Genomic DNA, 13,835 nt, shown 5'->3' with positions numbered 1-13,835 from the left:
CGTGGTGTCATGCCCGCGAACCGCCGCACTTCGGGTTGGTGTGACGCAGACCAGATGGCAGAGTGTTGTCATGGTTCGCGCACCCTATCCTGCACGTATCGCCGCAGGTCTCATCGTCGTGGCAATCGAAGAGACCCGCCGACTGCCGACTCGCCTGTTCACGCTGCCCATGACAGCGGTTAGTCAGACGCTGCAAGCCGGTATGCGGGCACAGCAGCAGATCGCCGAGCTGGCCATCAAGGGCGACGAGGCGCTCGACCTTCTCTTCGACAAACCCGACGAACAGCCCGAGTGGGCACGCTTCGACGAAGACGAGCTGACCGAGATCGACCCCGGGACGCCCATCGAGAGTCCGGACACCGAACCAACCGTGACCCGGACCGCCCAGGTCACGACGCTGCACGCGGCACCGAAGATGACTGCGAAGTCGTCCACTGAGCCCGCCGCGGCGCACAAGAGTTCGGCCGACAAGAGTTCGGCGCAGAAGAAGTCGGCCCATAAGGACACAGCGACAAAAGCCCCGAAGGCCACGGCCGAGACGAGCACGGCGACCAAGAACTCGACGCCCGCGAAGGCCACCCCCAAGGCGGAACCCGCTAAGACCGCGACACCGGCGTCGTCGAAGACCACCGAGGCCGCGGCGCCCCGTGCCGACGCAGGGCGGTTCGCGCTCTACAGCTCCGCACCCGCCGACCTCATCGCAGGTGAGACAGCCCCCACGGACGACAACCTCTCCGACGTCGACAAGCCGGAGATCGTCGAGTTCATCGAGTACGACACCCTGACGCTGGCCCAACTGCGCGCCAAATTGCGGGCCGTCGACCTCGACGACCTCACCGCGTTGGTCACGTACGAGACGGCGACAAAGAACCGGGCGCCGTTCATCACGATGCTCGACAACCGGATCACCGCCCAGAACAAGCGGTCGTGACCTCGGCGAACGCAACGCCGCCCGGGAACTCCAGAGACAGCGGGAACTCCCAGGACACGGGAAACAACGCCGACAACCCGTGGCCGGTACGCACCGTCAACCGCAAGATCGCGGAGTGGATCAACCGGCTCGGGCAGATCTGGGTGGAGGGTCAGGTCACCCAGGTCTCGCGCCGACCAGGTACCCGAACCTCGTTCCTCACGCTGCGTGATCCGGCCGCCGACATCTCGATCACCGTCACCTGCAGCCCCGACCTGTTGATGCGCACCGAGGTGCCCGTGACCGAGGGCAGCCACGTCGTGATGCTCGGCCGACCCGACTTCTACGCCGGCCGCGGCACGATCTCGTTGCGCGTCACAGACATTCGGCCCATCGGCGTCGGCCAGCTACTCCTGCGCATCGAGCGCCTCAAACAACTCCTGGCGGCGGAGGGACTCTTCGATCCGCGCCTCAAGCGGTCACTGCCGTTCCTGCCCCGCACCGTCGGGCTGATCTCCGGACGCGCGAGCGCCGCGCAGCGTGACGTGATGTCGGTGGCGCAAGCACGATGGACGCAGGTGCGCTTCGCGGTCCGCGACGCTCCCGTCCAGGGACCGACAGCGGTGCCACGCATCCTGGCGCACCTCGCCGATCTCGACGCCGACCCCGAAATCGACGTCATCGTGATCGCACGCGGCGGTGGCAGCGTCGAGGATCTGCTCCCCTTCTCCGACGAGGCCCTGCTGCGGGCCGTCGCAGCATGCACCACGCCGGTCATCAGCGCGATCGGACACGAACCCGACAATCCGCTCCTCGACCTCGTCGCCGACATCCGCGCCGCCACCCCGACGGACGCGGCCAAGCGCGTCGTCCCCGACGTCACCGCCGAACTCGCGGGCATCGCCGAGATGCGCCGACGCAGCGCGCACGCACTGCGCAACTGGGTCCACCGCGAAGAACGGGTGATCGCGGGCCTGCGTGCACGGCCAGTCCTGGCCAACCCGTTCACCATGATCGACCGGCGCTCCGACGACGTCGAACGCATGCGCCGCGATATCCGGCGCGACGTCAGCAGGATGGTCGACGCCGAGCAGCGCCGCGTCGAACATCTCTCCGCCCGCCTGTCGACACTCGGTCCGGCGCAGACGCTCGCCCGCGGATACGCCGTCGTCCAACGCGTCGACGACGGCGAACCCCACGTGGTGACCTCGACCGACCAGATGCCCGCGGGCGCACGACTGCGCATCCGCGTCGGCGACGGCGCCGCGGCGGCTGAGGTCACGTCACCACAACCCGCCCCCGACGCCGAGAAGCACACAGCGAAGAGCACCGACACCCCCAGCACGAAGAGGAGCACGAAGTGACCGGCCCCGCGAAAGGCAAGTCCGCCAAGCCGATTCCGGTGGCGCAGCTCGGTTACGAGCAGGCACGCGACGAGCTCATCGAGGTCGTCACGACACTCGAACACGGTGGCCTCGACCTCGACGCATCGCTCGCACTCTGGGAACGCGGCGAAGCATTGGCGACGCGCTGCGAGGAACACCTCACCGGCGCGCGTGACCGCATCGAGGCTGCCCTCTCACCCGGCGAGGACGACGAGGATGAGGAGTTCGACGACTCAGATTCCGACGAGGACTGAGCTCGTCCGGACTGGGCTCACCCGGACCGGAATTCCGACAAAAGCGCTCGAGAGCCCTACTTCGGCAGCGGCTGCTGGGCGAGCACCGACTGCGCCATCTGCTCCATCTCGGAGTCGGGACCGCGCGACATCACGGCAATCCGCACGTCGGAGAGATCGGTGATCCAGAACTTGTTGTCGTCGTGCGTCGAATAGGTCACCCAGGTGTGCCCGCCGATGTGCTTGGTGCCCGTTCCCGACGAGACGTCGTCGCCGCCGAGCTTGTCGACGAGATCGTCCTCGGACGCATTGGTCTGCGTGAGCTGCAGATAGGCGCCGGTGCCGGTGACCCAACCGACGTTGCTCGACGTCGCGCCGCCTGCCATCTCCCCAGTGCTGCCCGAGTTCGGCTTCCAGTCCTCCGGCGTCGGGGGGCGTCGAATCGGAAACGGCATGGTCCGCGCGTCCGCGGCCAGTCCGTTGTAGACGTCGTACGCGGGGGTTTTGTCGTCGGACGCGGTGCCGGTCAGTCCCACCGAGCAGTTGCCGGATGCGATCGCCACCAGCGCGCACACCGCCAGCAACGGGATCAGCGTCCAGATCATGTCCTTGCCGCTGGTCAGGATGCGGGGTTTGCTCGCCATGGCTGACGAGTATCCCAGCCGCACGCCGCACCCCTCGTCGCGCCCCTCGACCAGCGTGCCCGCCGCCACAATCGACTGTCACCGCCACGCGGTACGGTGCCGTATGCGCGCGCTACAGCTCGTCGTGTCCCGTGTCGGGTCCGTCGTCCGACTCGGCGGCAGGGGACGCATCGCCGTCGTCGTGTTGTCCGCACTCATCGCCGCGGCGACACTCGCTGCGTGCGCCGGTTCCGAGGATCAACGCAACGGCATGGACGAGATCCGTTCGTCCGGCGTGCTGCGCGTCGGCACCGAGGGCACCTACGCGCCGTTCAGCTACCGCGATCCCACGACGGGTGAGCTCGCGGGCTACGATGTCGACGTCGCGAATGCGGTCGCCAAGAAGATGGGCGTACGAGCCGAATTCGTCACCACCCCTTGGGATTCCATTTTCGCGGGACTCGAGTCGGGCCGATTCGACGTCGTCGCAAACCAGGTGTCGATCACGCCGGAACGCAAGGCCAAATACGACCTCTCCAAGCCATACGCCGTCAGCGAGGGGGTGATCGTCACCCGCACCGACGACAACTCCATCCGCTCGCTCGACGACCTCAAGGGCAAGACCACCGCACAGTCGGCCACGAGCAACTGGGCACAGGTGGCCCGCGACGCAGGCGCGAACGTCGAATCCGTCGAGGGCTTCACCCAGGCGATCAAGCTGCTCAACCAGGGTCGCGTCCAGGCAACCGTGAACGACAGCGTCGCGGTCTACGCCTACTTCGCCGAGACCGGCGACAAGAGCGTCAAGATCGCCGCCAAGACCGGAGACACCAGCGAGCAGGCCTTCGCCGCCAGGAAGAACAGCGGAATCACCGGCGACATCAACAAGGCACTCGACGAGCTGAGCGCCGACGGAACCCTGTCGACCATCTCGCAGAAGTACCTCAAGGCAGACGCCAGCGGAAGCGCTGCCGCGCAACAGCAGCAGGCCGTACCGCGCAGCACGTGGAAGATCATCGGCGACAATCTGTGGCCGATGGCCAAGGCCACGATCACCGTCACCATTCCGCTCGCCGCGATCAGCTTCGTGATCGGGCTGGTGATCGCCCTGGTCGTCGCACTGGCACGGCTCTCACAGACACGAGTGATCAACTGGCTGGCGCGCGTCTACATCTCGATCGTCCGCGGCACCCCACTGTTGGTGCAGTTGTTCATCATCTTCTACGCGCTACCCGAACTGGGCATCAAGGTGCCACCGTTCCCCGCCGCCGTCGTCGCGTTCTCGCTGAACGTCGGCGGATACGCCGCCGAGATCATCCGCAGCGCGATCCTCTCGGTTCCGAAGGGGCAGACAGAAGCCGCCCAGACGATCGGCATGAACTACCGCACGACGATGCGTCGGATCATCCTGCCGCAGGCGGCGCGCAATGCGGTGCCGGGTCTGTCCAACACGCTGATCTCGCTGGTCAAAGACACCTCCCTCGCGTCGACGATCCTGGTGACAGAGCTGCTGCGCGTCGCCCAACTCGCCGCGGCGCCGACGTTCGAGTTCTTCGCGCTCTACACCACCGCAGCCATCTACTACTGGATCGTGTGCATGGTCCTGTCAGCCCTGCAGAACAGGCTCGAGTCCCGCTTGGGAAGGTTCGTGACGCCATGAGTGAACCCATCAGTGATCAGCCGGAGAGAGTCAATCAGCCGGAGAGTGTCGTCGACGTCGCGGGACTGCAGAAGTCCTTCGGCGACAACCACGTTCTGCGCGGGATCGACTTCACCGTCGACCGCGGCACGGTGACCGTCATCCTCGGTCCGTCCGGCTCGGGCAAGACGACCATCCTGCGATCCCTCAACGCCCTCGACATCCCCGACGCCGGCGTCATCCGCGTCGGCGAGCAGACGATCGACTTCGGCGGCACGTACTCGAAGTCCGACGTCACCAAGTACCGCGCGCAGAGCGCGATGGTGTTCCAGAACTACAACCTCTTTCCCCACAAAACCGTCCTCGAGAACGTCATCGAAGGGCCCGTCACTGTGCAGCGCCGCACCAAGGCCGACGCCATCGCCGAGGCAGATCGACTGCTCTCGAGCGTCGGGCTCGCCGAGAAGCGCGACCAGTACCCCCACCAGTTGTCGGGTGGCCAGCAGCAGCGAGTCGGGATCGTCCGCGCCGTCGCGCTACACCCGCAGGTCCTGTTGTTCGACGAACCGACGTCGGCGCTCGATCCCGAACTCGTCGGCGACGTGCTGAAAGTACTCAAGGGGCTCGCCGAGGAGAGTTGGACCATGGTCGTCGTGACCCACGAGATCCGATTCGCGCAGGAGGTCGCCGACCAGGTGCTGTTCGTCGACGGTGGTGTGATCGTCGAGCGCGGAGGTCCCGACGAGGTGATCGCACATCCCGCGCAGGAACGCACGCGTCAGTTCCTCCGTCGCATCCTCGACCCCCTCTGAGCCCTCCACGACCCGCGTGCGCTGCATCGACGCCTCAGATCACGCCCGAGGCGGGTGAGTGAACTCGCACTCGCCATGAAAGGATGATTGACGGGCGTCGTTCGCCCACTGCCGCGTACGCCACTGCGGCCGCGTCACTGCCAACGCCAAGGAGTCGATCAGACATGACAGCCGAGAACCACCAGGCACCCGACCGCAACCTTGCCATGGAGCTGGTGCGGGTCACCGAGGCCGCGGCACTCGCCGCAGGGCGCTGGGTGGGACGCGGCGAGAAGAAGAAGGGCGACGGCGCAGCCGTCGACGCGATGCGCGAGCTTCTCTCGACAGTCTCCATGCGCGGCGTCGTGGTGATCGGTGAGGGCGAAAAAGACGAGGCCCCGATGCTGTTCAACGGCGAAGAGGTCGGCAACGGATTCGGCCCTGACTGCGACGTCGCGGTCGACCCCATCGACGGCACCACACTGATGGCCGAGGGTCGCCCCAACTCGATCGCCGTCATCGCGGTCAGCGAGCGCGGCACCATGTACGACCCGTCTGCCGTCTTCTACATGGACAAGATCGCCGTCGGCCCGGAAGCCAAGGGCGCCATCAACATCGACGAGTCGGTCGAATGGAACGTCAACTCGGTCGCCAAGGCCAAGGGCATCGACGTCGGCGATCTGACCGTCGTCGTCCTCGACCGTCCGCGCCACGCCGACCTCATCGGCGAGATCCGCAGGGCAGGCGCCAAGATCCGCCTGATCTCCGACGGCGACGTCGCGGGCGCGATCGCCGCTGCCGGTGACTACTCGACGGTGGACATGCTCATGGGTGTCGGCGGTACGCCGGAGGGCATCATCACCGCAGTCGCGATGAAGTGCATGGGCGGCGAGATCCAGGGCAAGCTGTGGCCGCGCAACGACGAAGAGCGCCAGAAGGCGATCGACGCCGGACACGACCTCGACCGTGTGCTGGGCACCGACGACCTGGTCCGCGGCGAGAACTGCTTCTTCGCGGCGACCGGCGTCACCAATGGCGACATGCTTCGCGGCGTCACCTACCGCCGAGGCGGTGCGACCACTCGTTCGCTGGTCATGCGCTCGAAGTCGGGAACCATCCGCCGTATCGAGGCGGTGCACCGCACCACCAAGCTGCGCGAATACGCCCGCCTCGACATCTAGCGAAACCCTTATACGACGCGCCGCATCCCGACCCGGTCGGTGACATCACCGGTCGGTTCGGCGACGGCGAGCACCTCGTCGAACCCGGCGACTATGCACTCGGCGAACAGCTCCGGATCCGAGATCGACGCGGCGTCGCAGTTCATCCCGAGGCATGCCGTGGCATTGTGCGTGATCATCGTCGCCATCACCGCGCATCCCGGGAGCGGACCGAACGGGAACAACCGCTCGACCTTTGCTCCCGCGACGAACGTCTCCCACGGGATACCCGGTACGTTGCTGGCCTGCAGATCGTTCATGCTCGTCGCGCCACTGAACTGACCGAGCAGCTCACCGGGCATCCACGCCAGCACCGATCCGAGTGTGTTGAAGATGTCGACGGCGGGCTCAGTGCGTGCGGCACGCACCTGTTCGCGGATCGTCAACACCCGCTCGAACGGGTCGTCGATGCCCATCGGGCCGGCGAGCCTGCCGACCGCGATACGGTTACCGCCCTCGGGATCCTCTGGTCGACGCACCGAGATCGGGATCGCGACGGGAATCGCGTCGACCTGCTCGCCCATCTTCTCGTGATAAATGCGGAAGCCACCGATCAGCCCGCCGAGGTAAACGTCGTTGATCGACGCCTTCATCGACTTCGCCACGGCTTTCAACTCGACGAACGGCACCTCGAACGCGAGAAAGCGCCACGAGAGACTGCGCTCCGCGAGCAGTGGCGAACCGGGCGGACTGACGAGGCCGGCAACGCGCGGCACCGAGCGCCCGTATCGCAGCACCTTGCTCAACGCATGCTTGGGATCGGTCAGCGCCAACGCCCCGCGCAACACCACACCCGCCCGGTACGGGGTACGTCGAATCTCCTCCCCCACCTGTCGAGCGAGTACCTCGAGCGCCGACAGTTCGGTCGGCGGCGGCGCGGGCGGTTGAGGCTTGTTCGGGATCGGCTCGCGCGACGGCGAATGCAGTTGAGCGAGAGCGAGAATCGCGCCGAGCCCATCGGTCAGCGCGTGATGTGCCTTGAGGAAGTAGGCGGTCTTGCCGTCGGCGAGACCGGTGATCAGGTAGCCCTCCCACGGCGGTCGCGCCGGGTCGAGCGCGGTCATCGCCAGTTGCTCACACGTCGACAGCAGTTCGCCCATCGAGCCGTCGCCGGGCAGCCTGATGCGTCGAACGTGATAGTGCAGATCGAACTCCGGGTCGACGGCCCAACTCGGGGTGCCGGTGTGCAGCGGCGAATCCACCACGCGCGAACGGAATCTGGGCGCCATGCGGCTACCCCAGTCGTGTGCCGCGATCAGTCTGTCCCAGTCGGGTTCGCAATCGTAGATCTCGATCATCGAGATCGTCCCGCGCAGTCGACGGTCGGTGTCGCCGCGCCACATCAGCGCGTCGACCGGACTCATGTGCTGCTCGGTGCCCCACTCGAGGGGTTGATCCTCACTCATTCGACAGCCTCCCCTGCGTCGTCACTGCGGCTCTCGTCCTGTTGCGAATCATCGTGTTCTGCAGTTCCGTTCGGCTCCGGCCACTCCGCCAGCGCGGTGATGAACATCTGGCGCACCTCCTCGGTGTGGTCGTCGATCGTCTCCGCCTGCCACTCCGATGTGTCGACGGGCGGCAACACGCGCACCTCGATCGTGCCCGGTGCCACGAGTTGCGAACCGCGCCACATCAATTCGCCGACGTTGCGCAGCACGACCGGAACGACGGGCACCCCTGCCTGCATGGCGATGTGGAAGGGCCCCTTCTTGAACCGTCCGATCCGAGGCGTCGGCGACCGCGTGCCTTCCGGCGCCACGACCAACGACGCACCCTCGTCGCGCAGTTTGCGGACCGCAGGCTCGAGCTGATTGATGGCCTTCCCGGCGTCGGCCCGATCGATGAACACCAGCCCGGCCGCGTCGAGAATCTGACCGAACACCGGAAGCCGCTGGATCTCCTTCTTCGCCACACCCGTCGCGTCGCGCTGTATCAGGTGGATCATGACGGGGAGATCGAGTTTGGACTGATGGTTGAACGCGAACACGCACGGGCGGTCCGACGTCAGGTACTCGTTGCCGTCGAGCACGTCGACATGCACACCGGCCAACGCCAGCCCGACGTCGTTTCCGGTGGCGATGCCCGTCTGGACGGCGCTCTCGAATCGACTGCGCGCCACGACACCGCCTGCGATTCCGGCGGCGGCACCGGCGAGAAACGACCCGTACATCGCACCGGTACGCAGAGCCATCCCGAAGCGATTGTGTGATGGATTGCGTAGTTCGAGGATCAGCCACCCTCTGGACTCCGCCTCGGCCCGCAGCGTCCTCCGAGGCGAGACCGCCGCGGGATGTCCGACGCTTTCGAGATACGGGATGTCCTCGTTGCCGTCGCTGTAGGCGAACGACGCGTCGAGATCCATGTCGTGTTCGCGCGCCAGTGAGCGCACCGCCGCCGCTTTGCCCGGCCCCCAGAGCGGACGGCCGAGCACCTCCCCGGTGACGATGCCGTCGACCACCTCGACGTCGGTGGCCAAGGCGTGATCGGCCTCGATCTCGCGTGCGATGGGCTCGATCTGGAATCGCGTTGCCGACGACGCGATCACGATACGGTGCCCCATCTCGCGGTGCGCGTTGAGGATCTGCCACATCTGAGGACGTAGTTTGGCGGCCGTCTCCTGCCGAAAAAGCCTGTCCCCCAGGTCCAACAGTTCCGCGTACGTCTTCCCGGCGAACGTCGGTTTGGTCGCCTGGAGCACCTCGGCGTAGTCCTGTTCGGATTCCACTCCGCGCAGGCCGATGAGTGCGAAGTCGGCGACCTCTCCGATTCCGAACTCCATACTTCGAATCCGGGCTCCGAAAAGCGCTGTCGCAGAGAATCCTTCGATCAGAGTCCCGTCGTAGTCGAAGAACGCACCGATGTGCTTGCCGCGAGGTGCAGAGCGGATCTCGGCCAGGCGGTCGCCCAGTGCGCTCATACCGCCGTCACTCCCGTCTGCTTCGCCTCGATCTCGGCAATTCTGGCTAGACGATCCCGCATGTCTTTGACCTCATCGAGCCACTCCTGCCGTGCCGCAACCAGATCGCGTCCGTCGTGGGGATCGATCAATCCACGATTGTCGGCCAGCTTGTACGCGGCGGTGTAGAGCTCGGTCGACACCGAATCCCTGCTCTTCACGACGCCCTGCAGCGCAAGCTGCTTACCCAACCCGAGGCAATCGGCGATGATCTCCTGCTTCTCGCGGGACTCCTCGCCGAGTTCCACCAGCCGCCGGGACATGACCAACTGTGCGTCGAAGAACGGCTGAAGGGTTCTGCGGGCAAACAACTCGCCCGACATCGCGACGAAGGTGTCGTGCAACCATGCGGGCGTCGGCCTGACGGTCCGCCACTCGGGCGCGATGAGATCCATCTCGGCGCCGAGACGGTGCAGAAACTCCTGCTTGGTCGGGAAGAAGAACTCGAATTTCAGCAGATCCCGAATCCGCAGCGCCTCGGCTTGTGCTGCTGCCAGACGTGTTTCGCGATCGTCGTCGATGGTGCGACGGTCCGCAGCGAACAACGCGACCTCGACGATCGCGCGGTCGACGAAATGATGGATCGCTCCATTGCGGTAGTACGCAGCCACCGCGTGGTTCTCCCCGGCGATCGACCACACATCGTCGACGCCGCCCGCGAAATGGGTCAGCACGCCCGCGTCGGTCAGTTCCTTCAACGTCGATTTCAGACCGAGTCCCCGGCACATCGCCGGATCAGGCCCCGGTAGCTCGCGCCGCTCGATATAGGCGAGCAGCGGTCGCAGGATGTCCTCGATCTCCTTGGCGGTATACGCCCGGTCGCCCGCCCCGAGCAGTGCGAAGCCTGCGAGCGACGTCGCCGAGATCGGTGTCGCCGCGTTGATCTCGTCCATCACCTTGAATGCGATCTTCTCCAGGCGTGCGGGATCGTCCTCGCTCAACTCCAGGATCGACTCCCGCAGCGAGAACGGTTCGCCGAACCGCACTCGCGCCTCACCGAGGTAGGACCGCTGAGCCTTGGCGTACTTCAGCAGCCACGTCACATCTTCGGGTTTCTTTGCGCCACCGGCGGATTCGCGCGCGATAGCCGCGATCTCGTGAAGCTGGTCGTAGACGATGGACGTGGGCACGACCATCATGTCCGCGGTGTCGAGTTGCTCGACGGCGTCGACGACGTAGGCGAGCAGCCCCATCATCGGCGGGCGTAGCTTGCCCGTGCGACTGCGGCCACCCTCGATGTACCACTCGAGGTTGAAACGCTTCTCGACGATGAACGACAGGTACGCGCGCATCGCGAACTTGTAGATCGGATCGTCGCCGAACTTGCGGCGAATGAAGATCACTCCGGCGCGTCGGGCGATCGCCGCGAGCGGCCAGAGCGCGAGGTTGTTGCCGCCGAGTACCAGATTGGGCGGAAAGTCGTGGCGCCGTAGCGCATCCGAGAGAACCAATGTGTCGACGTACGACCGGTGCGACGGCAAGAACACCAAGCCGTGCGTCTTGTTGAGACTGCGCAGTTCACTCAACGTGTCGAGGTCGACAGAGACCGTCCAGGTACGTTCGTACAGCTTGCCGAAGGTCGTCGAGAACACGTCGTCCATCAGCGGGCTCTGTGTGGCCACGAACGTCGACATCTTGTCGATCGCATCCTGAATGATCGCCGCTGCCGGACGTCCGAGATCGGCGGCGAGCTTGGCGGCATTTGCCTGAAAGCGAGCCGACGAACCGATCTGCTGCGCGACGAGTTTCGGCACCTTGTAGCGGTCACCGATCAGTTGCCGTTCGGCGCGCTCCGCCGACAGGGCCGCCGCCACTTCGACGAACTGGCCGAAATCCTCTCCCTCGGCTGACGACTGCTCATGCCTGCGACGCAATTCCTCCACGGTCGCCGGTTCCCCGGCGACCACACGAACGCGATCGGGCGCACGCTTCTTGATCGCCCCCTGCCGAAACGCAGGGGGTCGACGCGGGTTGGACAACACCAGAACGTCGGCCATCGACACGCGGCGCTCGCCCTTGCGCATCGGCGGAAGCCAGACGACGCGGGCGGGAATCAGCGTCGTGGCCGGGTCGAGGGCTTCGGGATCGACTTCGTCGAGTGTGCGCACCGGGGCGTCGGGATGCTTGCTCGCCGCCCATTCGGCGACTGCCTCGCGTTCACAGTTCGTCCGAACCTCGGCGAGCACGATTGCAGCCAATGGGTTCCCCTCCCGTGTTGACATCAGTGAATCGGACACAGTTCAGTGAACTGTGATCCACCACACAGTAATACCCCTTCCGTTCGTCACGCACATCGGACTAGTAGCGTGACGAATCCCCGTGGCGTGGCCCACATCAGGTACCGGGACACCGGAGGGTCACTGACCGGCCGCGATAGGATTCTCGCGTGAGCAAACCAGCCCTTGCTCCGGAGTTTCGCTATGCCGAATTGCTACCCTCCGGCGCCGATGACACGCCCTATCGCCTGATCACCACAGAGGGGGTCTCGACGGTCGAAGTCGACGGCCAGACCTTCCTCAAGGTCGCGCCGGAAGCTCTCGAGCGCCTGACGTCAGAGGCGATGCACGACATCAGCCACTACCTGCGCCCCGCACACCTGCGGCAGTTGCGCAAGATCATCGACGACCCCGAGGCGTCGGGCAACGACCGTTTCGTCGCGCTCGACCTGCTCAAGAACGTCAACATCTCCGCAGGCGGTGTACTGCCGATGTGTCAGGACACCGGCACCGCGATCGTCATGGGCAAGAAGTCCGAGGGGGTGCTGACCGGCGTCGACGACGGCGAGTGGATCTCGCGCGGTGTCTTCGACGCGTACACCAAACTCAACCTGCGCTACTCACAGCTCGCACCGTTGACGACGTACGACGAGAAGAACACGGGCACCAATCTGCCTGCGCAGGTGGAGATCTACTCCACGCAGCAGGGGCCGAAGGGACCTGAGTACAAGTTCCTCTTCATGGCCAAGGGCGGCGGCAGCGCCAACAAGTCCTTCCTGTTCCAGGAGACCAAGGCGATTCTCAACCCCGACCGCCTGCTGACCTTCCTCGACGAGAAGATCCGGTCATTGGGTACCGCCGCCTGTCCGCCGTACCACCTCGCCGTCGTCATCGGCGGGACGTCGGCCGAATTCGCTTTGAAGACAGCGAAATACGCGTCGGCGCACTATCTCGACACGCTGCCGACAGAGGGCTCGATGTCGGCGCACGGCTTCCGAGACGTCGAGTTGGAGGAAGAGGTCTTCAAGCTGACACAGTCCTTCGGAATCGGCGCTCAGTTCGGCGGTAAGTACTTCTGCCACGACGTCCGCGTCGTGCGTCTGCCTCGCCACGGGGCATCGTGCCCGGTGGCGATCGCCGTCTCGTGCTCGGCCGACCGCCAGGCGCTGGGCAAGATCACCTCCGAGGGCGTCTTCCTCGAGCAACTCGAAACCGATCCGGCGCAGTACATGCCGGACGCCGGCGTCGCCGAGGACATCGAGGGCGGCCAGGTCGTCGACATCGATCTCAACCGGCCGATGCCCGAGATCCTCGCCGAACTGTCGAAGTACCCGGTCAAGACCCGACTGTCGCTGACCGGACCCCTCGTCGTGGCTCGCGATATCGCACACGCCAAGATCAAGGAACGCCTCGACGCCGGCGAGCCGATGCCGCAGTATCTGCGCGATCATCCCGTCTACTACGCGGGTCCGGCCAAGACTCCCGCGGGCATGGCGTCGGGCTCGTTCGGGCCGACGACGGCGGGTCGCATGGACTCCTACGTCGAGCAGTTCCAGGCCGCGGGCGGATCAATGGTCATGTTGGCCAAGGGAAATCGCTCGAAGCAGGTCACCCAGGCGTGCGACGCCCACGGCGGCTTCTACCTCGGTTCGATCGGTGGCCCCGCCGCACGCCTCGCCCTCGATTGCATCAAGAGCCAGGAGGTCATCGAGTACCCGGAGCTCGGCATGGAGGCGGTCTGGAAGATCGAGGTCGAGAACTTCCCTGCGTTCATCGTCGTCGACGACAAGGGCAACGACTTCTTCACCGATCCGTCGGGCACGGTGACGGTCCCGCTGGGGGTGCGTGTCAGGTCCTGACCG

At 65.6% G+C, this 13,835-nt stretch carries 11 protein-coding genes; 7 read left to right on the top strand and 4 right to left on the bottom strand.

Features of this window, described 5'->3' with window-relative positions; all coding sequences use genetic code 11:
• Window positions 1-70 precede the first annotated feature (70 nt).
• The 3 genes from RND64_RS07145 to RND64_RS07135 are packed head-to-tail and all read left to right on the top strand — an operon-like array spanning window position 71 to window position 2,549.
• Window positions 71-931, top strand: a complete 861-nt coding sequence (locus RND64_RS07145; RefSeq protein WP_049699625.1) for a lipid droplet-associated protein — start codon at window positions 71-73, stop codon at window positions 929-931.
• The gene (xseA, locus tag RND64_RS07140; protein ID WP_049699626.1) at window positions 928-2,274 is read left to right on the top strand and encodes an exodeoxyribonuclease VII large subunit; all 1,347 of its coding nucleotides are present in this window, start codon (window positions 928-930) and stop codon (window positions 2,272-2,274) included. Before RND64_RS07145 ends, xseA begins: the two co-directional genes overlap by 4 nt.
• A complete protein-coding gene (locus RND64_RS07135; protein WP_049699627.1) occupies window positions 2,271-2,549 on the top strand; it encodes an exodeoxyribonuclease VII small subunit in 279 nt (92 codons plus the stop codon). The genes xseA and RND64_RS07135 overlap by 4 nt, the downstream gene beginning before the upstream one ends.
• A gap of 56 nt (window positions 2,550-2,605) precedes the next feature.
• On the opposite strand, the gene RND64_RS07130 is transcribed toward RND64_RS07135, so the two are convergent.
• Window positions 2,606-3,172: a DUF4245 domain-containing protein gene (locus RND64_RS07130; protein ID WP_049699816.1), complete on the bottom strand. Its 567-nt coding sequence runs from the start codon at window positions 3,170-3,172 to the stop codon at window positions 2,606-2,608.
• Between the two features lie 103 nt (window positions 3,173-3,275).
• Here RND64_RS07130 and RND64_RS07125 point away from each other — a divergent pair, with 103 nt between their 5' ends.
• From RND64_RS07125 to glpX, 3 genes are all read left to right on the top strand, one after another.
• On the top strand, window positions 3,276-4,811 hold the full coding sequence (locus tag RND64_RS07125; RefSeq protein WP_083444420.1) for an ABC transporter permease subunit: 1,536 nt from the start codon (window positions 3,276-3,278) through the stop codon (window positions 4,809-4,811).
• Window positions 4,808-5,602, top strand: a complete 795-nt coding sequence (locus RND64_RS07120) for an amino acid ABC transporter ATP-binding protein (protein WP_049699628.1) — start codon at window positions 4,808-4,810, stop codon at window positions 5,600-5,602. The genes RND64_RS07125 and RND64_RS07120 overlap by 4 nt, the downstream gene beginning before the upstream one ends.
• Window positions 5,603-5,766: 164 nt before the next feature.
• Window positions 5,767-6,762 (top strand): class II fructose-bisphosphatase, encoded by a 996-nt coding sequence (gene glpX, locus RND64_RS07115; RefSeq protein ID WP_049699629.1) that lies wholly within the window; start codon window positions 5,767-5,769, stop codon window positions 6,760-6,762.
• Between the two features lie 8 nt (window positions 6,763-6,770).
• On the opposite strand, the gene RND64_RS07110 is transcribed toward glpX, so the two are convergent.
• The 3 genes from RND64_RS07110 to RND64_RS07100 are packed head-to-tail and all read right to left on the bottom strand — an operon-like array spanning window position 6,771 to window position 11,955.
• Window positions 6,771-8,207: a wax ester/triacylglycerol synthase domain-containing protein gene (locus RND64_RS07110; protein WP_049699630.1), complete on the bottom strand. Its 1,437-nt coding sequence runs from the start codon at window positions 8,205-8,207 to the stop codon at window positions 6,771-6,773.
• Entirely contained in the window at window positions 8,204-9,718 is a 1,515-nt protein-coding gene (locus RND64_RS07105; RefSeq protein ID WP_049699631.1) for an HAD-IB family hydrolase, read from the bottom strand. The genes RND64_RS07110 and RND64_RS07105 overlap by 4 nt, the downstream gene beginning before the upstream one ends.
• Entirely contained in the window at window positions 9,715-11,955 is a 2,241-nt protein-coding gene (locus RND64_RS07100; RefSeq protein WP_049699632.1) for a glycerol-3-phosphate 1-O-acyltransferase, read from the bottom strand. Before RND64_RS07100 ends, RND64_RS07105 begins: the two co-directional genes overlap by 4 nt.
• 188 nt (window positions 11,956-12,143) lie before the next feature.
• Here RND64_RS07100 and RND64_RS07095 point away from each other — a divergent pair, with 188 nt between their 5' ends.
• Window positions 12,144-13,832: a fumarate hydratase gene (locus RND64_RS07095; protein WP_049699633.1), complete on the top strand. Its 1,689-nt coding sequence runs from the start codon at window positions 12,144-12,146 to the stop codon at window positions 13,830-13,832.
• Window positions 13,833-13,835 lie beyond the last annotated feature (3 nt).

This window comes from Gordonia sp. w5E2 (assembly GCF_036540975.1).
Taxonomy (GTDB): domain Bacteria; phylum Actinomycetota; class Actinomycetes; order Mycobacteriales; family Mycobacteriaceae; genus Gordonia; species Gordonia jacobaea.
The sequence above is the reverse complement of the archived record's forward strand: the minus strand, read 5'-3'. Positions and strand labels throughout refer to the sequence as shown.

Bases quoted from the DNA above. Each gene is read 5' to 3' on its own strand.
- RND64_RS07145 (WP_049699625.1), top strand. From the start codon at position 71: ATGGTTCGCGCACCCTATCCTGCACGTATCGCCGCAGGTCTCATCGTC.
- RND64_RS07130 (WP_049699816.1), bottom strand. From the start codon at position 3,172: ATGGCGAGCAAACCCCGCATCCTGACCAGCGGCAAGGACATGATCTGG.
- RND64_RS07125 (WP_083444420.1), top strand. From the start codon at position 3,276: ATGCGCGCGCTACAGCTCGTCGTGTCCCGTGTCGGGTCCGTCGTCCGA.
- RND64_RS07120 (WP_049699628.1), top strand. From the start codon at position 4,808: ATGAGTGAACCCATCAGTGATCAGCCGGAGAGAGTCAATCAGCCGGAG.
- glpX (WP_049699629.1), top strand. From the start codon at position 5,767: ATGACAGCCGAGAACCACCAGGCACCCGACCGCAACCTTGCCATGGAG.
- RND64_RS07110 (WP_049699630.1), bottom strand. From the start codon at position 8,207: ATGAGTGAGGATCAACCCCTCGAGTGGGGCACCGAGCAGCACATGAGT.
- RND64_RS07105 (WP_049699631.1), bottom strand. From the start codon at position 9,718: ATGAGCGCACTGGGCGACCGCCTGGCCGAGATCCGCTCTGCACCTCGC.